Source organism: Aquibacillus saliphilus (genome assembly GCF_020404745.1).
GTDB classification, from domain to species: domain Bacteria; phylum Bacillota; class Bacilli; order Bacillales; family Amphibacillaceae; genus Aquibacillus; species Aquibacillus saliphilus.
In genome coordinates, this window is the sequence record NZ_JAIZAP010000004.1 from 205,407 (window position 1) to 224,150 (window position 18,744).

Here is an 18,744-nt window from a genome sequence, read left to right on the forward strand (position 1 = left end):
AATTTAAATAAAATATAAGTTTTGAGTAAGAATAAGGGTAATAAATAATTCTAAAGATAGGTGAGAGAATGGAATTCAGCAATGCATATCAACCTGGAGATGTCGTATATGTAATTATTAGAAATCCCCATGTGCAAGGAGTTGCCAATGTCCAAGAGGCAGCAGTTGTAAATAACCCTGACCATCCAGGTGAGCTAGCGCTTTTTGTCTACGAGACGTATTACCCATTAACAGATGAGGTTGCTGTCTATCAAACGTTAAACCAGGCTGAACAGGAATTTAACGAAGCGTTTGGATCGGTTGAAAATGAGGATTATTATGGTTAAACCATTTGTCCCACAACTTGTATATTTTGAGCCAAAGGCACTAGACTTTCCGTTAGGTAAGGAACTAAAGGATAAATTCGAGAAAATGAATATAGAAATGAGAGAAACAACCTCTCATAACCAAGTTCGTAATCTTCCTGGTGACAATGATTTTCAAAAATATAGAAATGCTAAATCAACCTTAGTTGTTGGTGTCAGAAAGACGCTCAAGTTTGATACATCCAAACCCTCTGCAGAATATGCTATCCCATTTGCGACCGGGTGTATGGGACATTGTCATTATTGTTATTTGCAAACAACGATGGGCAGTAAACCTTATATCAGAACTTATGTAAATACAGAAGAAATATTTGATCAAGCGCAGTTATACATGAATGAGCGAGCTCCAGAAATTACTAGGTTTGAAGCATCATGTACATCAGATATCGTCGGAGTGGACCATCTAACTCATACGTTAAAACATGCTATTGAGTTCTTTGGTAAGTCGGAGCATGGATTGCTTCGATTTGTTACAAAATTTGCTCATGTCGATCATTTATTAGATGCAGATCATAACGGACGAACTCGTTTTAGGTTTAGTATTAATGATGATTATGTCATTAAATTTTTTGAACCGGGAACATCAAGGTTACCGGAGCGCTTTGAAGCGGCTGTAAAAGTTGCTGAAGCTGGCTATCCATTAGGGTTTATTATAGCTCCAATTTATCTACACGAGGGTTGGCAACAAGGCTATGGTGAAATGCTTGAAAAACTAGAGGATGCTCTTCCGGATTTTGCTAAAAAAGATTTAACCTTCGAATTAATACAACACAGGTTTACTCAACCGGCAAAACGTGTGATACAAAAAAACTATCCAATGTCAAAATTAGAATTAGACGAATCCAAACGTAAATGGAAATGGGGACGATATGGCATCGGGAAATATGTTTATCAGAATGAACAACAAGAAGATATAAAGGATACAATTGGTGGTTCAATTAACCGGCTATTTCCAAACGCAAAGATAGAATATTTTACTTAACTTAAGAATATAGTTAATTTGACAATAGTTGTGTTTAATGTTTTATTAGAAGTGAATTGAATATAGGAAGTCCACTAGGGGCGCCATCTTGGCTGAGATAAGGTATTTTACCTTTGTCCCTTTGAACCTGAACTGGTTAATACCAGCGGAGGAAAGTGGAGACGGGGATGAGTATGCAGGGTCATACTTATAAGCATAACAACAACCGCTCCATTTTGGAGGCGGTTTTTTTGTTGTTTAGAAAACTTTTGTACACACAGTTTTCTAACTACCTAAGTCTTTACTAGGGCTTCCTTCTATAAAAAAGAAGGAGGAATTAGTATCATGTCATTTTCAAACCAATTAAGAGAAGAATCAGAAGAAATTTTTCAAGGAATCTTTAAGCATCCGTTTGTAGAGGGTCTCGGTAAAGGGGATTTATCTAAAGAGGCATTAGTTCATTATGTCAAAGCTGATTTTGAATATTTAAATGCGTTTATTACTATCTACGGCCTCGCTATTGCTAAGAGTACTAATCGCGAAGACATGAGATTTTTTCATGAAAAAATGGAATTTATTTTAAATAGCGAAATCCATCCACATCGTAATTTATGTAATGTTGCTGGTGTTAATTACGATGACTTAAAAGGCTTTTCCTTACCACCAACCGCAGATCACTATGTAGGACATATGAAAAGCACCGCTCAACAGGGATCAATGGGAGAATTGTTAGCTGCTTTATTGCCCTGTCCATGGACATATTTAGAAATAGGACATTACTTAAAAGACACCGTTCAGCCTGACTTTACCCATCCCTTTTATGAATGGATTACTTTTTATTCGAAAGAAGAAACGGATTCGGTTACTACGGAGCTATGCCGTAGATTGGATAATTGGGCAGAGACTGTTGGGGAGTCGGAAAAAGAGAAAGCTAGAATCGCATTTGTGAAAAGTTGCCAATTAGAATATGCATTCTGGGAAATGTCATACACTTTAGAAGATTGGCCATTCTCATTTCAAAAAGGAGGGTATTAAATGGGTATTATTCCAAGTGCACTAACAATTGCAGGAACTGATCCAACCGGTGGTGCCGGAATACAAGCTGATTTAAAGTCTTTCCAGGAGCGTGAGGTTTATGGGATGAGTGTAGTTACTTCCGTAGTAGCCCAAAATACGTTTGGCGTAACAGACATTCACAATCTACCTGTATCTTTTATAGAAAAACAGTTAGATTCTGTATTTAGTGATATCAAACCTGATGCTGTTAAAACAGGAATGATAGCGACAGTTGATATGATGGAACTGATTGCTGAGGTCTTAAAGAAACAGTCTGTCCACTATGTAATCGACCCAGTTATGGTAGCTAAGAGTGGAGATGCGTTAATGGAAGAGCCATCTAGAGAGGTTATTCGTGATGTATTACTTCCTCTAGCTTCTGTAGTTACACCTAATGTACCAGAGGCTGAAATATTAGTAGATTTTACTATTACTAGTACAGAGGATGCTAAGAAGGCGGCAAAAGTAATTGTCAATCAGTTAGGGGCACAGGCAGCTGTGGTTAAAGGTGGACACTTAACTGGTGAAGCGATAGATGTTTTGTATGATAAACGAGACTTTCATTACTTTAAATCGGAACGAACAAGTACAAAACATACACACGGGACAGGATGCACGTTTTCTGCTGTCATTACTGCTGAATTAGTGAAAGGGAAGGCTGTAGCAGAAGCAGTCGCGATTGCTAAAGAATTCATCACTGATGCAATTCACTATTCATTAGGTATAGGAAAAGGAAATGGTCCAACAAATCATTGGGGACACCGTCTGCAAGGTTTACCTAGTATAGGAGGAGAGTAAATTGAGCGAAATTACAACAATGATTAATACGATTAGAGATAAAAATCCACTTGTCCATAACATTACGAATCAAGTAGTCATTAATTTCACTGCTAACGGTTTATATGCGATAGGCGCCGCACCTGTAATGGCGAATGCGGTTGAAGAAGCTGCTGATATGGCTAGTAATGCTGATGCATTGTCTCTAAATATTGGAACACTTACAAGTCCACAAGTGGAGGCAATGATCATCGCAGGAAAAGCAGCCAACAATAAAGGTATTCCGGTTGTATTAGATCCTGTTGGGGTAGGTGCAACAGCGTTTCGTACAGAGGCTGCAGAAAGAATATTGAGTCATGTCAACGTTTCAATTATCCGAGGGAATGCTGGGGAAATTAGTCACTTAGCGGGCCTAGATGTAACGATGAAAGGTGTCGATACAAAGTTCCAAGGGGATAACAAAAAAATCGCGCTTCAAGCAGTAAAAAGGCTAGGCATTCCAGTCGTTGTTACGGGTAAACAAGATGTAATTACTGATGGGAAGAAGTGCTATCTAATAAACAACGGAAGTGAGTTATTAACTAAAGTAACTGGAGCGGGTTGCTTACTTAGCTCAATCGTTGCGGCCTTTCTAACGACAGGTGACGATATAGTAGAAGCAGCAGCTGGTGCGGTTGGATTCTATGGTGTTGCATCTGAAGTGGCCTCAGAACATGTTAGTGGACCGGGAAGTTTTCAGGTTGCGCTAATAGATGCGCTCTATCAATTAAATAGTGATGTAGTAAAAGAAACAATACAATTAGATTGTTTCAGTGTGGGTGAAAAAGAATGAATATTGATTTAACAGAAAGCATTCGTACTTATTTCATCATGGGTAGTAATAACTCTAGTAGGGACCCAGTACAGATAGTAGAGGAGGCTTTGAAAGGGGGGATATCTCTATTTCAATTTAGAGAAAAGGGCGCAAATGCTAAGGTAGGACAAGAAAAGAAAAACTTAGCACAACAACTGCAGAAGTTATGTAGAGATTATTCAGTGCCCTTTATTGTTAATGATGATATCTCTTTAGCTATAGAAATTGGAGCGGATGGCGTCCATGTCGGACAAGATGATGAGTCGGTAGCTATGATAAAAAGGAAGTGTCCAAATGATTTTATAATAGGCGTTTCAGCTACAAATAGTATTGAGGCAGTACAAGCATTAAGTGATGGTGCAGATTATATTGGTGTCGGCCCTATTTATACTACTAGTACAAAGGAAGATGCGAAGACACCGATAGGTTTAGAAGGTATTGCCCAAATCAGATCGCTTGTTGGTGACATGCCAATCGTTGCTATTGGTGGAATAAAGCTGGAGCATGTAAAAGGAATTCTTAATGCAGGTGCAAATGGTGTATCCGTCATAACAGCAATTAGCCATGCGGATTCTCCTGAAATAGCAGCTCGACATTTGACAAGAAAATTATAAATAAAGGAGCGAATGTGATTAGCTAAGTAGTTCCGATACCGTGGAGAGAATCTAAAATAACAGATGAAATAACATACTAAAACACACTATGTTTAGCACCATAAATAACAGTATAAATGGCAACTGAAAACGCTTGGAATTTTAATGTCCAAGCGTTTTTTATATATTCCCTTGTTAAACTACATATAAGCACCCTTTACTTTAAGTGCATTGATTTACAAACTTTTATCGTAAAAGAAAAAGCTGACTTTAGAACGATTTCTCCTTCCACAACTTTTACTTTATTCACCATTTAATTTTTGAATTTTGGGGAAAACGTTGGATGTGTTCGCTTGGTTAGTCTACTTGCTCCCCAAACTTCTTCCCGAACTCTTCCATCAAATCAATAATAGGAATGAATTCTTTCCCTTTTGAGGTTAATGAATACTCCACACGAGGAGGAACCTCTGGATAAACTTTGCGGCTAATTAAGCCATCCCTTTCTAGTTCTCGAAGTTGCTTTGTAAGAGAACCTTGTGAAATATCCCATAAAAAAGCTTTGATTTCACTATAACGACGCTCTTTGGACTTTAAAAACCAAAGAATGAGATATTTCCAACGTCCAGAGAGTATGTTTTGGGTATAGGCAATGCCATATACTTCTCTTTGTTCCTTTATACATTCTTTCTCAAATCCATCCTTACATATTCTAGACACCTTTTCACCTGCTTTCTACTATTAAGTACAAAAAAATGTACTACGTCAATTTTTATTGCCTACTTTAAAAAGATGAGAAATGATTTTATTCTAGTATATGTAATAGAAGTAATCAATACTTTTTAATATCTAATGAAGATATGTTTACGGTTTGATAAACATATGATTGTGTAATTTAAAGCAGAATAATTTTTTTATATAAAAATTCTTTAGGAGGAACAATAATGAGATTTGGAATTATAGGTGCAGGACCAATTGGGTCAATTATTTCTAAAAAATTAGTTAAGATTGGATATGATGTTAAAATTGCAGATGCACGAGGAATTGAACGTTTGGAAGGAAAAGATTTTGCTGGAACACCTGTGCGTGTAGAGGATGTAATTAAAAATATTGAAATTCTTATAATATCTCTCCCAATAAAAGCAATGCCAAACATTCGGGACATTATCAATCAAGTTGGGGAGGAAGTAATCATTGTAGATACATCAAATTATTATCCATTTAGAGACGGCAAAATTGAAGAAATCGAGAAGGGGATGGTTGAAAGTGTTTGGGTTTCTAATCAATTAGGCAGACCTATCATTAAAGCTTTCAACAATCTATTAGCCTATACTTTAGAAAATGAAGGAACATCCGAAGATTCTAATGGACGAATTGCGATGGCAGTTGCTGGTAATGGTCAATCACAAAAACAAATAGTGATGGACGTAGTAAACGAGCTAGGCTTCGACGCAGTAGATAGTGGTTCTTTAAGTGACTCTTGGAGACAACAGCCAGGAACTCCTGCTTACTGCACAGAGCTAACAAAAGATGAACTAATGATAGCGTTGAAAAAGGCAAATAAAGAAAAAGCACCATTACTACGGGATAAGGTGATGGAAAGGTTTGCAGAGCTCCTTGCGGAAAAAAAAGAAGTTGAATTTTCACATAAGGATATTGTGAATTTAAACAGAGAAATATACAATTCATAAAACAAGTGGTGCACTAAGTTAGAGTGCACCTTATGTATATCCATATATCCTCATAAAGTTACGAAGAAATATGTTCGCCTCTTTCCTTTTTACCGCAAAACAATCCAGAATTTTATTAATAGTTCTGAGAACTTACAAAAAGCCTTTCCAGTCCGAACTCAATTTTTTTAAAACTCAAATTTAAATTTGATTGTGTTTTAAATCCCTCTTTCTTTAACCGTAGCAATAGGTAAGCGTTTGAAGTTATCTCCGGCTTTTCTCCTGCTCCACACGAGCGTGCCCAGTTTCCAAGCACTCCGCGTTCCATCTAACGATGTATATTAACATTTCTCGGCCGTTTTCCAGTCTCTACACAGTATTTTAAAATCATCTGCATAACGCACTAGATATCCTTCTTTTATTGATTGTGCTTTTTGGCGAGAAGTTCACCTTCCCTGGTCTTGAATGATTTATCGAGAGGAAAGAATTCCCACTGGTTTGCCAGCTATTGTCATTATGTTATTTGGATTGCGATTTTGTATGTTAATTAGTATCCTATTTCGTATGTTTTTCCACCGAAAGGAACTACTTATGTGTTAAGCACGTTCGCTCTTATTAGTGCTGTAAACAACAATTAAAGGAAATAAAAATGGTGTTATGCTAAAATAAATGACAAGATTTTATTGAATTTATACAACAGCGAGGATTGATCTAATGGCGAATTATATTTCTGATTTAAGAAAAGACATCGGTTCCCGTCCGATTATTATGGTTGGTGCAGGTATTATGGTTTTTAATGATAAAAATGAACTACTTCTACAACTACGCTCTGATACATTTGATTGGGGGCTGCCAGGAGGTGCAATGGAACTAGGTGAATCTTTCGAAGATACTGCCAGAAGGGAACTGTATGAAGAAACCGGCTTAGATGCAGGGGAACTAGAATTAGTTGATCTTCTTTCTGGGCAAGAGTTTCACTTTAAATATCCGAATGGTGATCAAGTCTATAATGCGATTGGACTGTTCAGAACATACACCGCAAAGGGTCAAGTGATTATAAATGATAATGAGAGTTGTGATCTGCAATACTTTGCTATCGACAATCTGCCTGAAAACCTACATCATACAACGGAAATGGTGATGAAAAAGTATAAAAAAGAATAAGAAAATATCTTCACTTGTACTAAGTCCTGAATGCTTCCATCTCGCATGCTCCGTGTATAAAGCTGAATTTCATCTAGAGGAGCAGAAGGATCGTTATCAAATGCAAATTCAGTAGGAAAAGAGTTGCTCTTTTGGTGGGGGATTCTTCCTGAGGACAAGCGGAATGTTCAAATTTAAGCTTTTTCTTTGTTACACTATATTAAAGATATAAAGGAGGTAGAGATGGATGCGTTTAGAAAATAAAAAGGTAATGGCGTTAGTGGAAGATGATTTTGAGGATCTTGAACTTTGGTATCCAGTACTTAGACTTAGAGAAGAAGGTGCAGTCGTACATTTAGTCGGAAAAGAAGCAAATAAAAAATATGTTGGCAAATATGGTGTTCCTGCTGAATCAGATAAGGCTTTTACAGATGTTTCCGCACATGACTATGATGCAATCTTAGTACCTGGTGGATGGGCACCTGACAAATTAAGACGCTATCCTGAAGTAATAGATTTTGTGCGTCATATGGACGAAACAAAAAAACCGATTGGTCAGATTTGTCACGCTGGATGGGTGCTTATTTCTGCAGATATTCTTAAGGGGAAAAAAGTAACGAGTACACCTGGTATTAAAGATGATATGACGAATGCTGGTTCGACCTGGTTTGATGAAGCGGTTGTTGTTGATGGACACATCATATCTAGTCGCCGTCCGCCAGATTTACCGCCGTATGTTAAAGCATTCGCCGATAAATTAGCTGAGCAATAATACGCACTAATTAATCCTTTCTTGGGTACCTAAGAAAGGATTAATTTTATTGTCTAGGAAAATCTATAAAATGGACTGCTGTGGATAATTAATTCCTAAGTTAGCAAGATCCAGCTCCGGCGCTTACCACCTCGAGGTCTTAAGCTTGTTGGATGTGAGCACAAAGGAAGGCAACTTAGAATAATCTTCGCAGAAATAAGTGCTTTTCTTATTTCGAAGGCGCCTGCGCTTTTGTTCTTGTCAGGAAATTTTAAAATTGTGTGAAACAACCAAGGTTTCTATTTCGTATAGATTAGCAGGTAGTTGCGGATAGTAACTATGTTTTGAAGAAAATCGATACATTGGATTTACTGTTACTATATTAAAAAAATGGAGTGTTTTAGTTGGATATTATTATTTGGTTACTTATTGTGGCATGTTTTGTTCTAAGTTTTCTAGGAATTATCTTTCCACTTATCCCTTCTCCATTAGTATTATGGATAGGATTTTTAGTATACTTTTTCTTTATTGCTGATAACCTGTCATTCATTTTCTGGAGTGCAATGGTTATTTTAACCATCGTTTTAATAATATCTGACATTATTGCTAACAGTTATTTTGTGAAAAAGTATGGCGGGAGTAAATGGGGGGAAAGGATTGCGGCTATTGGAGTGATTGTTGGCTCATTTGTTTTTCCACCGTTTGGCATTATACTCGTTCCTTTTCTTGCTGTTTTAGTAGTGGAAATTATGCAAAAAAGGTCTACGGAAGAATCTTTTCGAGCAGCTATAGGATCATTACTAGGGTTTCTTGGTGGCGCATTTGCTAAAGTTATCATTCAAATTGTCATGATTGTTTGGTTCTTTATCGCTATTTAACGAGATACAAAAGTAAAGGTATATCATCTAATGAAATGAACTGGTTGGAGTAGTATTACTATCCCAACCAGTTCTTTTATACTAAAATTCATTTTCATTAAGCTAAAGATGCTTTTTGTAAACGGATATCTAATAAATAATTTCCAAATGGAATGAACGCAACGAGCACAGAACTGATAATCCATTTCCAAGACCATTTAATTCTGAGTGTTGTGTATCCAATTACTGCGATATAAATGCAGAAAAAAGCTCCATGTAAAGACCCGACAACCGTAACTGCTTCTGGAAACTCAGCTATGTATTTTAATGGCATAGCAATAAAAAGCAGAATGATAAGGGATGTACCCTCAATAAAACCGGATAATCTAAAGATGCTTATCGGGGATTTTAACAAATCAATACCTCCATTCTAAATGTATAGTTAAAAGTATAAAGGATATCTGCTTTTAAAAAAATAGTTAAGTATATTTAATAGCTAAACTACTACTTTTTACATATAGATAAAACGAGGGGGAATGGGAGTGAGAAGAACTGGTGAGGTTATTCTAGGTGTAAGTGGATTGATTATAAATGCATTCATATCTCTTTTTACAATTGTTTTTTTATTTGCGATTAAAAGAGAGGGTTTTAGGAATGAATTACATCAATTATTATTGAAAAATGAACCGGTAAGAATGCAAGAAATTGAAATTGTTTTAGCTGCTGGAGATGTACTAGGCTGGGTTATTTTAATTGGAACTTTTATTGGAATTGTGTTAGGTCTAAAAGCTGTCTCTTCCTTGAAAGAAAATGAAAATCCAAGACGTGCTGGAATACTCTATATTATTGCAGCAGTTTTGTCCACATTATTAACTGTTGGTATTGGCTGGTTATCAGGAATGTTATTTCTAATTGCTGGTACTTTGTGTTTTGTTCGAAGAGACTAAAACATTAGAAAGAAACGTAAATTTCTTTTTTTATTATAGGTGGAGTATAGTTTTCAGAAGCTGTTAGAATAATAGTCAATACAGATTGTTAACATGAATTAGAAATTCGGGTTAGCAAATAGAGGGTAAGGGGTATTTACATGTCAATTAAAAGAGCATTAACTATTGCTGGTTCTGCAGCACAAGGTAGTGCGGGAATACAAGCAGATTTAAAAACATTTCAGGAAAGGGATGTTTATGGTATGGCAGCAATTACTGCGATTGTTGCTAATAATCCGGTTACAGGAAAAGGTATCTTTATTCATTCAACCGAACAAATTGAAGCTCAGTACTACGCAGCTGTTGAGCATGTAGGCGTAGATGTAATTAAAACTGGTATGCTATTTTCAGAAGAGATTATTGAACTTGTTGTAGAGCTTTTAGCTAAAGCTCCGACAAAAAATATAATAGTTGATCCAGTAATGATAGGAAAGATGGGATCACAATTACTACAAGATGATGCGATAGAGGTTATGATAGAGAAACTGTTCCCACTTGCAACAATCATTACACCCAATTTACACGAAGCTGCTCGTATTTTAAATATAGAGAAGATAAAATCAGTTGATGAAATGGTACAAGCAGCAAAAAAGTTGCATCGATTAGGACCGAAATATGTATTAGTCAAGGGTGGATCGTCACTTAATGCAACTGATATTTTGTATGATGGTGAAGTTTGTCTGGAATTTAAAGCAGAGCTGATTGATACTATTCATACCAGTGGAGCTGGTTGTAGTTATTCAGCAGCCATTGCAGCAGAAATAGCCAAAGGAAAGTCTGTCAAAGATTCGGTTGAGCTTGGTAAGCAATTCATAACAATGGCGATAAATCATGCTTTATCATTCGATAAAGGAATTGGTTCAACCTATCATGCAGCTTTAAGGAAATATGGCTGATAAGTAAACTTGTTAAGGTAATAATAACTAGATATCCTACTGCTCGATCTAAAAATTCAGAAAATGTGTTATAATTTTAGTAATGATATTTGTTTATACATATCAACAAATAATGGTGGGTGAATGGTTTGGACAAAGAAAAACCCAAGTTTGGACGGGGAAGAATTACGGTTTATGTAATCGTTGTAGGAATAGCAATTTATTATTTAGCGTCAGCAATCATAATCTAAGATAATATCAAGCAAAAAGCTAGGGGCAATCCCTAGCTTTTAGTTTGAAATTCAGTTGAGTTTATAAAGGTCTGGCCTTCGATCTGTAAAAATCGGTATCGTCTTTCTAACTTTATCAACTTGGTCAACATCGATATGGCCATATAATATGGTTTCTTTGTTTTGTGCCTCAGCAATAACTTCTCCCCATGGGCCAATAATCATGGAATTTCCACCAAACTCATTATTCGGATCGGACCCAACTCGATTACAGGCAATCACAAAACACTGATTTTCGATAGCTCGACTTATTAAAAGTGCTTTCCAATGGTCAATTCTGGGCTCAGGCCATTCAGCTACAACGAAAAGCAATTTGGTATCGTTTAGCATATGTGTTCTAATCCACTCGGGAAAGCGAATGTCATAACAAATGACACCAGCACTTCGGTGATTCTCTAATTGAAAAATCCCATCGTCGTTGCCCTCTATTAAATGTTTTTCCTCATTCATAAGACGGAATAGGTGAGCCTTACTATATTCTTTAATAAGCTCTCCCTTTCTGTTTATCACAAGCATTGTATTGGTAATATCATTATCTAATTTTTTAGCAATGGAACCGGCAATGATCGTAACGTCGTATTTTGTTGCGAGATTGGATAAGAAGTTAATAGCATCTGTGCCGTTATCATCTGCAATTTCATCTAACCGAGTTAAATCATAGCCAGTTGTCCATAACTCTGGTAAAACGACTACGTCAACAGGATTGTCAGTTGCAAAATTTTTAAAGTGCTCTTCAACCTTCTTCTTGTTTTGTACTGGGTCCCCGTAGGTTATATCCATTTGAATCAAAGCGATATCAAGCCCCATGTAAAATCATCTCCTAAACTTTAATTAGCGAATTAATTATTGATATGATTCTCTAAGAATTCAATAGCTTCTTGCACTTGTTCTTTTTTAGAGACATTCATCAGGTGAATCGATTCACCTGGTTTGACTGCATTAGTTGAAATGGTTTCAATAGCAACGTTTACGTTTTGTTTAATGCCTAGTTCAGACAGGCTGATTGGTAACTTTAGTTTCTTATAATGTGGCAAAAGATAATTGATTTCATCAGGTCTATTTTCCAATGCTAGCTGGACTAATATACCGTAAGCAACCTTTTCCCCGTGTAAGTAACTGTGTGTCTTTGGAACATGAGTGATCGCGTTATGGATGGAGTGTGCTCCTGAGATTCTTCCGTACTTGTCTCCGAAACCTCCGACCATGCCAGCTGCTAGAATAATAGTTTCTACTACTTGCATAAAAGCGGGTGAGATTTCCTTTTTTTCGAGGGAGGATATCGCCTCGGGGCCTTTTTCTATTAATACATCACGGCATAGTTTTGCGGCATGTAAAGCAACTTCCAATGGAATTGATTTGGAAGGTAAAGCTCTTGTTAAGACATCGGCTTCATACCACTTAGCTATTGTATCACCAATACCAGCTCTGAAAAATGATGTTGGTGAATCAATGATGATTTTCGGTTCTACTAAGACCATAAACGTGCTCTTTGGAAAAATAATGTGCTCAACATAGTTGCCTAGTTGATCATAAAAAACACTTAAAGGTGTAAAAGGGGCACAGTTTGAGGCTAAAGTAGGTATTAAAATAACAGGAATATCTAATGAATTACCGTTAGCCTTGGCTATATCTACTATTTTTCCACCACCTACGCCAATAATGACATCTGCATTATTTTGTTCAATAATAGTGTTAATACGTTCAACTTCTTCGTGACTACATTCCCCGTTATAGTTAATTTTAGTTACGGGGATACTTAGATTACTTAAAAAGCCCTTTGCAGCGTTCCATGATTTCTCTCCATGGATAATAACAGCATGTTTGAATTTTTGTTCTGTTAATTTTTGTGGTAGTTCTTGTAGTACCCCTTCGAAACACTGATAGATGGAAGGTGCTCCTTGGACTTGAATGTTTTCCATTAGTTTTTCACCTCATTAGTATGTAGTTGTTTTAAAAAACACCTCCCTACTAGGAAGATGTTTCACGTTTTTTCGCCCTCTTATCTAACTTGCGGGATTTGTACATGACGAAAAGTTATAACTGGCCGGAAAAATCCCTACCAACATCTAAGTGCGAGTGTGTTAAGTTGTTGATATTATGACACCGCTGGTAGGTACTGTCAATATTGAATTGACAGAAAAGTCTTTACAAATTATTGTATAGTGTCTAAGATTAGTAACTATAATTTTATCGAGCCGGGAGTGGAAAAAATGCACCGCTTTGAACATTCTGATACTTTACAACGATTACCTGAACAGTTTTTTGCAAATCTTGTTCAAAAAGTTCAATACTTACTTAGTCAAGGTTATGACGTGATAAATCTAGGCCAAGGGAATCCGGATTTGCCAACTCCTCCTCATATAGTGGAAGAATTGAAAAAGGCCGCTGATAATCCAGCGTATCATAAATATTCACCTTTTCGTGGCCAAGCATTCCTTAAGGAAGCGATTGCTACTTTCTACAAACGAGAGTATGGTGTGAAGCTTGATCCTGAGAAGGAAGTAGCTATTTTATTTGGTGCTAAAACAGGATTGGTGGAAATCAGTCAGTGCTTACTTAATCCAGGAGATTTAGCATTATTGCCAGATCCAGGTTATCCTGATTATATGTCTGGAATTGCATTAGCGAACGCAGAGACAGAACTGATGCCGTTATTAAGTGAAAATAATTTTTTGCCAGATTATTCAATACTTGACCAATCTGTTTTAGATAAAGCAAAACTAATGTTTTTAAACTATCCTAATAACCCTACATCAGCCACAGCAACAAAACAATTTTTCGATCAGACAATTGAAATTGCTAAAAAGAATGAAATATGTGTTGTTCATGACTTTGCCTATGGTTCATTAGGCTTTGATGGTCAAAAACCGCAAAGCTTTCTGCAGTCTGAAGGTGCGAAAGATATCGGGGTAGAGATGTACACATTATCCAAAACGTATAACATGGCTGGTTGGAGAGTTGGTTTTGCAGTCGGAAATCAATCTGTCGTCGAAAGTATTAATTTAATTCAAGACCATATCTATGTCAGTTTATTTGGAGCTGTTCAACAAGCAGCAGAAATGGCTTTATTGGGCGATCAGAATGAAGTAGAAAAACTGGTTCAGACCTATCAGCAACGACGAGATACTTTTGTCGATAAATTGCACGAGATTGGCTGGAAAGTGGATCCGCCGAAAGGAACGTTCTTTGCATGGTTACCCGTACCAAACGGCTTTACATCAGAGCAGTTTGCAGACTTGTTATTAGAAAAAGCGCATGTTGCTGTTGCACCAGGGAATGGTTTTGGTGACAAGGGCGAGGGGTATATCCGTGTTGGCTTACTCGATAGCGAAGAAAGATTAACAGAGGCAGTCAACAGGATCGGTAAGTTAAATTTATTTAATTAAACGGTTTTGATATGAGCTAAATATATGTAAGTAAAGAGCATCCTTCGTGGGTGCTCTTTTCGTTTAGGTAGTTTGACAAGTTCTGTTCATTTGTATATATTGTATATACTATATATATATAATTAAGTGTTGGAGGAGATATCTAATGAACATTTTAATCTCCACGAGTAGTAAAGTTCCGCTCTTTATTCAAATAAAAGAACAAATCAAGCAACAGGTTTATCAAGGTGAACTAAAAGAAGGGGATGCTCTTCCGTCTATGCGAGTGTTGGCTAAACAGTTGAAGGTTAGTGTAATCACTACTAAACGTGCATATGAAGACCTTGAGATGGAAGGTTTTTTAATCTCATCGGTTGGTAAAGGTACATTTGTTAGAGGGCAGCAGCCACATGTATTAAAAGAATGGAAAATTCGCGAGCTGGAAACTGAACTTGAGAACGTGGTATTAGAGGCAAAACGGATAGGCTTAACAAAAAATGAGTTAATCGAGCGGCTAGATATCTTTTATGAGGGGGATGGATAATGAATCCAATTGAAATAAAACAAGTGAGTAAATCATTTTCAAACTTTTCAATAGATAACCTCAATTTAAAAATTCCAAAGGGGTTTATTACGGGTTTTATCGGACCTAATGGAAGCGGAAAGAGTACGACGATACATATGATTATGGATACTTTAAAACCAAGTAAAGGTACGATTAATCTGTTTGGTACACCAAATGAACATGCAAGTGTGAAACAAAAAATTGGGTTTGTATATGATGAGCTCTATATGTATGAAAACTTTACTATTAAAAAAATGAAGTCATTAATTGCTCCATTATATAGTAATTGGAATCCAGACTTGTTTAATAGTTACTTAAATAAGTTTGATCTACCAATTCAAGTTAAAATCAAAGAATTCTCTAAAGGAATGAAGATGAAATGTTCGTTGTTATTTGCTTTATCACATGATCCAGAACTACTTATCATGGATGAGCCAACTGCAGGACTTGATCCCATTTTCCGCAGAGAACTAATTGATTTATTGCAAGAATTGATGATAAATGAAAACCGGACTATCTTTTTCTCCACCCATATTACCACCGATTTGGATCGTATTGCCGATTATATTGTGTTTATTAATAAGGGTGAAGTGGTTTTCCAGAAGAGTATGGAGGAAATTGATGAGAATTATCATTTAATTAAGGCTAAAAAAGAATGGCTTGATGCAGATACTGAAAAATTATTTATTAGCACTCAACAAACAGAACAAGGGTTTACTGGATTATTTGAGGGAGATCACTCCGCATTTACGGACTTTCCTGATGATGTAGTCATTGAAAAGGCGTCGCTCGAGGATATTATGTATTTCATGACAAGATAACACTAATCAACTTCGAAACAGGGTGATTTAAGAGAGGTGGTACCAGTATGCTTTCCTTGCTCAAAAAAGATTTAGTCCTAAATCAGCGACAGTTCATTGGCGTTAGTTTAATCATCTTAATCACATCATTTTCATTTCCTACTGCACATTTTTATATATTTTTTTCGTGCATATTAACTAGTAACTTATTTATGTCCGACTCTAAAAATCATGTGAACCGATTTTTACAAAGCTTGCCTGTTAGTAAATCCTTAATTGTGAAAAGTCGATTTATCTATATTTTGCTAGAAACAACCTTTTTTATTTTATTATTATGGGGAATAAATGCTGTAGCTTTTTATGGCAATGCCTCTAAATTTCCATGGGAACAGATCTACTTATATACATTAAATGATATCTTGTTTGTTTTTGGTATCGTACTAATTATTCAGGCCATTAGCATTCCTTTATACTATAAATTTGATTCAGTTTTACTTGTAAATAGTATGCAGGGAATTGTCGGGGCCATATTTTTAATAACGATTCTATTTGGTGTGAGAGCTGCAAAAGCAAATTTTGAAGGTGAGCATTTTTTTGCAAGTCAAATGACTAAAGGCTTAATGGAATGGTTGAGGAGTCCAGTTCCGTTTAGTCCGGTAGTTTTATTTGTCTGCTCGTTAATTTTGTTTTTTGTATCAATGAAGGGGAGCAAAGAGTTGCTAAAGAATACAACAAGGATGGATTAATAGAGACTTAACTGAAAGGTGGGAAGGAGATGAAATTATTGGTACAACTTATTAAAAATGATTTCATATTAAATATCTGGTATATTGTTTTTTTTACATTACTTTTTCCGATTACGTTTATTGTTGATATAGACCCTTACTTCCCATATCTTATTCTGTTTTTGTTTCACATTTTGTTTATTTATAATGTTCATAGCCGTGAGGACAAAGCTAAAATTAATCGATTTCTAATAAGCTTGCCGATAAAACGAAGTAAGCTAATTTTTAGTCGGTATCTATTTTTCTTCATCTATATTCTGTTCATCTCGATGTATCAATGGATTATTTTTGAGCTTACTAGTAATTACTTTGAACACATAACAGCTCAACTATATGGTGTATATCCTATTTTAATAACTTTTGCTTTGGGTCTAATTCAAGTTTTAATTTCAGTTCCTCTCTACTATTTGTTTCATTCGAAAATACAAGAAGTGTATATGGTTCAATATATAGTATTTTTTCCACTTATCTATATTAGTACTGTATTACAGACTGCCACAGATGGTGGTGGAATTGCCTTACTTGCCACAAATATAAGACCAATTTCTAATGCACTTACTTTATTTGCAATTGTATTTTTGTTATATTATCTTTCAATTACCCTTTCTAAAAAGTTTTTTAATAGAAAGGATATAACTTAAGGATTTACACGAAATACTACAATGGTCGGAGTGAAAAAATTTATTCAAAACGAGCCTTAATATGGTATCTTAAAGTATGATTAGATTTATATAGTGAGAGGGAGATTTCATGACTAAAGCGACAGTTGGTATTATTTTTGGTGGTAAATCTGCAGAACACGAAGTTTCATTACAGTCTGCTAAAAATATTGTAGATGCAATTGATAAAAATAAATATGATGTTGTATTAATTGGGATAGATAAAGATGGCAAGTGGCACTTGAATGATCAGTCCTCTTATCTTTTAAATGAAGAAAATCCAAAGCTTATTCAACTAAATAAAACAAATAAAGGTGTGGCCGTTGTACCTGGTGAAAGTACGAATCAGCTGATTAATGCAGCTGACTCACAGGTTTTGGATCAACTGGATGTAGTGTTTCCGATATTACACGGAACATTGGGGGAGGATGGAAGTATTCAAGGAATGCTCCGAATTGCCAATTTACCGTTTGTTGGAACGGGCGTTTTAGGATCTGCTGTAAGTATGGATAAAGATATCGCAAAAAGATTATTAAAAGAAGCTGGTATCAAAGTCGCAGAATCTTTTACTTATACAAAAAATAAATTGAGTGAAATTAATTATCAAGTGGCAAAAGAAAAACTGGGATTACCTATGTTTATTAAACCAGCTAATCAAGGTTCATCTGTTGGCGTTAGTAAAGTGAGAAACGAACAAGAGTTTTATGAGGGCATAAAAGAAGCGTTTCAATATGATTATAAAGTATTAATTGAAGAGACAATTGTAGGTCGCGAGGTAGAATGTGCCGTACTTGGTAATGAAGATCCAATCGCTTCATTACCTGGCGAAATTTTACCGCAGACAGATTTTTATTCGTATGAGTCTAAATACATCGATGAAAAAGGCGCTGATTTAGCTATTCCTGCTGAATTGTCAGATGACTTGACTAAAAAAGTTCAGGAAAAAGCTGTTGACGTATTTCAATCACTAAATTGTGAAGGTTTAGCACGGGTCGACTTTTTCTTGTTAGAAAACGGTGAGTTAGTAGTTAATGAAGTCAATACACTCCCAGGTTTTACGAGAATAAGTATGTATCCTAAGCTTTGGGAAATTAGTGGAGTATCGTATCCAGAGTTAATAAGCAAGTTAATTGAGTTAGCTATCGAACGTCATAAACGAGATGAGCAGCTGAAAAATGCTGTATGGGAAGACTAATATCAATTAATTCCAACAAAGGTGGATGATGTATATCCATCTTTGTTTTTTTAGTTTAGCGTACAATTATAAAAGGCTCTATACTAAATGTGGTGGTGTCCTCAGTTCTATCAAGGCTTTAAAAGAAGTCAAAAAAATACACTCATTCCCCTCTCTTTTGTTATCCTAAAGTTGTCGAGACAAAAGGAAAAGGAGAGGGAA

General features: G+C 35.9%; 22 protein-coding genes and 1 riboswitch. Of the genes, 18 read left to right on the forward strand and 4 right to left on the reverse strand.

From position 1 onward, the window contains the following. Positions 1-68 precede the first annotated feature (68 nt). From LD272_RS06595 to thiE, 6 genes are all read left to right on the forward strand, one after another. Positions 69-326, forward strand: coding sequence for a transcriptional regulator SplA domain-containing protein (locus LD272_RS06595; RefSeq protein ID WP_226035802.1), 258 nt, complete (start codon positions 69-71; stop codon positions 324-326). Continuing rightward, positions 319-1,347 (forward strand): spore photoproduct lyase, encoded by a 1,029-nt coding sequence (gene splB / locus LD272_RS06600; RefSeq protein ID WP_226035803.1) that lies wholly within the window; start codon positions 319-321, stop codon positions 1,345-1,347. Before LD272_RS06595 ends, splB begins: the two co-directional genes overlap by 8 nt. Before the next feature lie 66 nt (positions 1,348-1,413). Further along, positions 1,414-1,518, forward strand: a riboswitch (TPP riboswitch). Positions 1,519-1,671: 153 nt separating this feature from the next. Beyond that, positions 1,672-2,361, forward strand: coding sequence for a thiaminase II (gene tenA / locus LD272_RS06605; protein ID WP_226035804.1), 690 nt, complete (start codon positions 1,672-1,674; stop codon positions 2,359-2,361). Next, positions 2,362-3,180: a bifunctional hydroxymethylpyrimidine kinase/phosphomethylpyrimidine kinase gene (gene thiD, locus LD272_RS06610; RefSeq protein WP_226035805.1), complete on the forward strand. Its 819-nt coding sequence runs from the start codon at positions 2,362-2,364 to the stop codon at positions 3,178-3,180. It abuts the gene before it with no gap. A 19-nt stretch (positions 3,181-3,199) separates the two neighbouring features. Continuing rightward, positions 3,200-3,991, forward strand: coding sequence for a hydroxyethylthiazole kinase (gene thiM / locus LD272_RS06615; protein ID WP_226035831.1), 792 nt, complete (start codon positions 3,200-3,202; stop codon positions 3,989-3,991). Further along, positions 3,988-4,626, forward strand: coding sequence for a thiamine phosphate synthase (gene thiE, locus LD272_RS06620; RefSeq protein WP_226035806.1), 639 nt, complete (start codon positions 3,988-3,990; stop codon positions 4,624-4,626). The genes thiM and thiE overlap by 4 nt, the downstream gene beginning before the upstream one ends. A gap of 336 nt (positions 4,627-4,962) precedes the next feature. Here the strand turns inward: thiE and LD272_RS06625 are convergent, their stop codons facing one another. Then, positions 4,963-5,322, reverse strand: a complete 360-nt coding sequence (locus LD272_RS06625) for a winged helix-turn-helix transcriptional regulator (RefSeq protein ID WP_226035807.1) — start codon at positions 5,320-5,322, stop codon at positions 4,963-4,965. Positions 5,323-5,546: 224 nt separating this feature from the next. Here LD272_RS06625 and LD272_RS06630 point away from each other — a divergent pair, with 224 nt between their 5' ends. The 4 genes from LD272_RS06630 to LD272_RS06645 all read left to right on the forward strand — a co-directional run bounded on the left by LD272_RS06630 (position 5,547) and on the right by LD272_RS06645 (position 9,044). Further along, the gene (locus tag LD272_RS06630; RefSeq protein WP_226035808.1) at positions 5,547-6,293 is read left to right on the forward strand and encodes an NADPH-dependent F420 reductase; all 747 of its coding nucleotides are present in this window, start codon (positions 5,547-5,549) and stop codon (positions 6,291-6,293) included. Between the two features lie 693 nt (positions 6,294-6,986). Continuing rightward, complete coding sequence (locus LD272_RS06635) at positions 6,987-7,436, forward strand: NUDIX hydrolase (RefSeq protein ID WP_226035809.1); 450 nt, start codon at positions 6,987-6,989, stop codon at positions 7,434-7,436. A 226-nt stretch (positions 7,437-7,662) separates the two neighbouring features. Beyond that, positions 7,663-8,187 carry a type 1 glutamine amidotransferase domain-containing protein gene (locus tag LD272_RS06640; protein ID WP_226035810.1) on the forward strand — a complete coding sequence of 175 codons (525 nt, stop codon included), beginning with the start codon at positions 7,663-7,665 and terminating at the stop codon, positions 8,185-8,187. A gap of 383 nt (positions 8,188-8,570) precedes the next feature. Beyond that, positions 8,571-9,044, forward strand: coding sequence for a DUF456 domain-containing protein (locus tag LD272_RS06645; protein ID WP_226035811.1), 474 nt, complete (start codon positions 8,571-8,573; stop codon positions 9,042-9,044). 97 nt (positions 9,045-9,141) lie between these two features. Here LD272_RS06645 and LD272_RS06650 read toward each other — a convergent pair whose 3' ends face one another. Beyond that, positions 9,142-9,438, reverse strand: a complete 297-nt coding sequence (locus tag LD272_RS06650; protein ID WP_226035812.1) for a DUF3817 domain-containing protein — start codon at positions 9,436-9,438, stop codon at positions 9,142-9,144. 127 nt (positions 9,439-9,565) lie between these two features. On the opposite strand from LD272_RS06650, the gene LD272_RS06655 reads away from it, so the two are divergent. Both LD272_RS06655 and thiD (LD272_RS06660) read left to right on the forward strand, forming a co-directional pair. Continuing rightward, positions 9,566-9,970: a DUF4064 domain-containing protein gene (locus tag LD272_RS06655; protein ID WP_226035813.1), complete on the forward strand. Its 405-nt coding sequence runs from the start codon at positions 9,566-9,568 to the stop codon at positions 9,968-9,970. A 140-nt stretch (positions 9,971-10,110) separates the two neighbouring features. After that, positions 10,111-10,905 (forward strand): bifunctional hydroxymethylpyrimidine kinase/phosphomethylpyrimidine kinase, encoded by a 795-nt coding sequence (thiD, locus tag LD272_RS06660; protein WP_226035814.1) that lies wholly within the window; start codon positions 10,111-10,113, stop codon positions 10,903-10,905. A gap of 281 nt (positions 10,906-11,186) precedes the next feature. Here the strand turns inward: thiD (LD272_RS06660) and LD272_RS06665 are convergent, their stop codons facing one another. Both LD272_RS06665 and LD272_RS06670 read right to left on the reverse strand, forming a co-directional pair. Next, positions 11,187-11,981, reverse strand: a complete 795-nt coding sequence (locus LD272_RS06665; protein WP_226035815.1) for a carbon-nitrogen family hydrolase — start codon at positions 11,979-11,981, stop codon at positions 11,187-11,189. 32 nt (positions 11,982-12,013) lie between these two features. After that, positions 12,014-13,093 carry an iron-containing alcohol dehydrogenase family protein gene (locus LD272_RS06670; protein WP_226035816.1) on the reverse strand — a complete coding sequence of 360 codons (1,080 nt, stop codon included), beginning with the start codon at positions 13,091-13,093 and terminating at the stop codon, positions 12,014-12,016. Between the two features lie 291 nt (positions 13,094-13,384). Between LD272_RS06670 and LD272_RS06675 the strand changes: the two genes are divergently transcribed. The 6 genes from LD272_RS06675 (at position 13,385) to ddlA (ending at position 18,543) form a co-directional block, all read left to right on the forward strand. Continuing rightward, complete coding sequence (locus tag LD272_RS06675) at positions 13,385-14,560, forward strand: pyridoxal phosphate-dependent aminotransferase (protein ID WP_226035817.1); 1,176 nt, start codon at positions 13,385-13,387, stop codon at positions 14,558-14,560. A gap of 145 nt (positions 14,561-14,705) precedes the next feature. Continuing rightward, positions 14,706-15,083 carry a GntR family transcriptional regulator gene (locus tag LD272_RS06680; RefSeq protein ID WP_226035818.1) on the forward strand — a complete coding sequence of 126 codons (378 nt, stop codon included), beginning with the start codon at positions 14,706-14,708 and terminating at the stop codon, positions 15,081-15,083. Then, positions 15,080-15,925 carry an ABC transporter ATP-binding protein gene (locus LD272_RS06685; protein WP_226035832.1) on the forward strand — a complete coding sequence of 282 codons (846 nt, stop codon included), beginning with the start codon at positions 15,080-15,082 and terminating at the stop codon, positions 15,923-15,925. Before LD272_RS06680 ends, LD272_RS06685 begins: the two co-directional genes overlap by 4 nt. Before the next feature lie 47 nt (positions 15,926-15,972). Next, positions 15,973-16,650: an ABC-2 transporter permease gene (locus LD272_RS06690; RefSeq protein WP_226035819.1), complete on the forward strand. Its 678-nt coding sequence runs from the start codon at positions 15,973-15,975 to the stop codon at positions 16,648-16,650. Positions 16,651-16,679: 29 nt separating this feature from the next. Continuing rightward, a complete protein-coding gene (locus LD272_RS06695; protein ID WP_226035820.1) occupies positions 16,680-17,330 on the forward strand; it encodes an ABC-2 transporter permease in 651 nt (216 codons plus the stop codon). Between the two features lie 109 nt (positions 17,331-17,439). After that, complete coding sequence (gene ddlA, locus LD272_RS06700; protein WP_226035821.1) at positions 17,440-18,543, forward strand: D-alanine--D-alanine ligase; 1,104 nt, start codon at positions 17,440-17,442, stop codon at positions 18,541-18,543. Positions 18,544-18,744 lie beyond the last annotated feature (201 nt).

Bases quoted from the DNA above. Each gene is read 5' to 3' on its own strand.
- ddlA (WP_226035821.1), top strand. From the start codon at position 17,440: ATGACTAAAGCGACAGTTGGTATTATTTTTGGTGGTAAATCTGCAGAA.
- LD272_RS06675 (WP_226035817.1), top strand. From the start codon at position 13,385: ATGCACCGCTTTGAACATTCTGATACTTTACAACGATTACCTGAACAG.
- splB (WP_226035803.1), top strand. From the start codon at position 319: ATGGTTAAACCATTTGTCCCACAACTTGTATATTTTGAGCCAAAGGCA.
- LD272_RS06670 (WP_226035816.1), bottom strand. From the start codon at position 13,093: ATGGAAAACATTCAAGTCCAAGGAGCACCTTCCATCTATCAGTGTTTC.
- thiD (WP_226035805.1), top strand. From the start codon at position 2,362: ATGGGTATTATTCCAAGTGCACTAACAATTGCAGGAACTGATCCAACC.
- thiE (WP_226035806.1), top strand. From the start codon at position 3,988: ATGAATATTGATTTAACAGAAAGCATTCGTACTTATTTCATCATGGGT.
- LD272_RS06630 (WP_226035808.1), top strand. From the start codon at position 5,547: ATGAGATTTGGAATTATAGGTGCAGGACCAATTGGGTCAATTATTTCT.
- LD272_RS06695 (WP_226035820.1), top strand. From the start codon at position 16,680: ATGAAATTATTGGTACAACTTATTAAAAATGATTTCATATTAAATATC.
- thiM (WP_226035831.1), top strand. From the start codon at position 3,200: ATGATTAATACGATTAGAGATAAAAATCCACTTGTCCATAACATTACG.
- LD272_RS06635 (WP_226035809.1), top strand. From the start codon at position 6,987: ATGGCGAATTATATTTCTGATTTAAGAAAAGACATCGGTTCCCGTCCG.
- tenA (WP_226035804.1), top strand. From the start codon at position 1,672: ATGTCATTTTCAAACCAATTAAGAGAAGAATCAGAAGAAATTTTTCAA.
- LD272_RS06680 (WP_226035818.1), top strand. From the start codon at position 14,706: ATGAACATTTTAATCTCCACGAGTAGTAAAGTTCCGCTCTTTATTCAA.
- LD272_RS06665 (WP_226035815.1), bottom strand. From the start codon at position 11,981: ATGGGGCTTGATATCGCTTTGATTCAAATGGATATAACCTACGGGGAC.
- LD272_RS06640 (WP_226035810.1), top strand. From the start codon at position 7,663: ATGCGTTTAGAAAATAAAAAGGTAATGGCGTTAGTGGAAGATGATTTT.
- LD272_RS06595 (WP_226035802.1), top strand. From the start codon at position 69: ATGGAATTCAGCAATGCATATCAACCTGGAGATGTCGTATATGTAATT.
- thiD (WP_226035814.1), top strand. From the start codon at position 10,111: ATGTCAATTAAAAGAGCATTAACTATTGCTGGTTCTGCAGCACAAGGT.
- LD272_RS06690 (WP_226035819.1), top strand. From the start codon at position 15,973: ATGCTTTCCTTGCTCAAAAAAGATTTAGTCCTAAATCAGCGACAGTTC.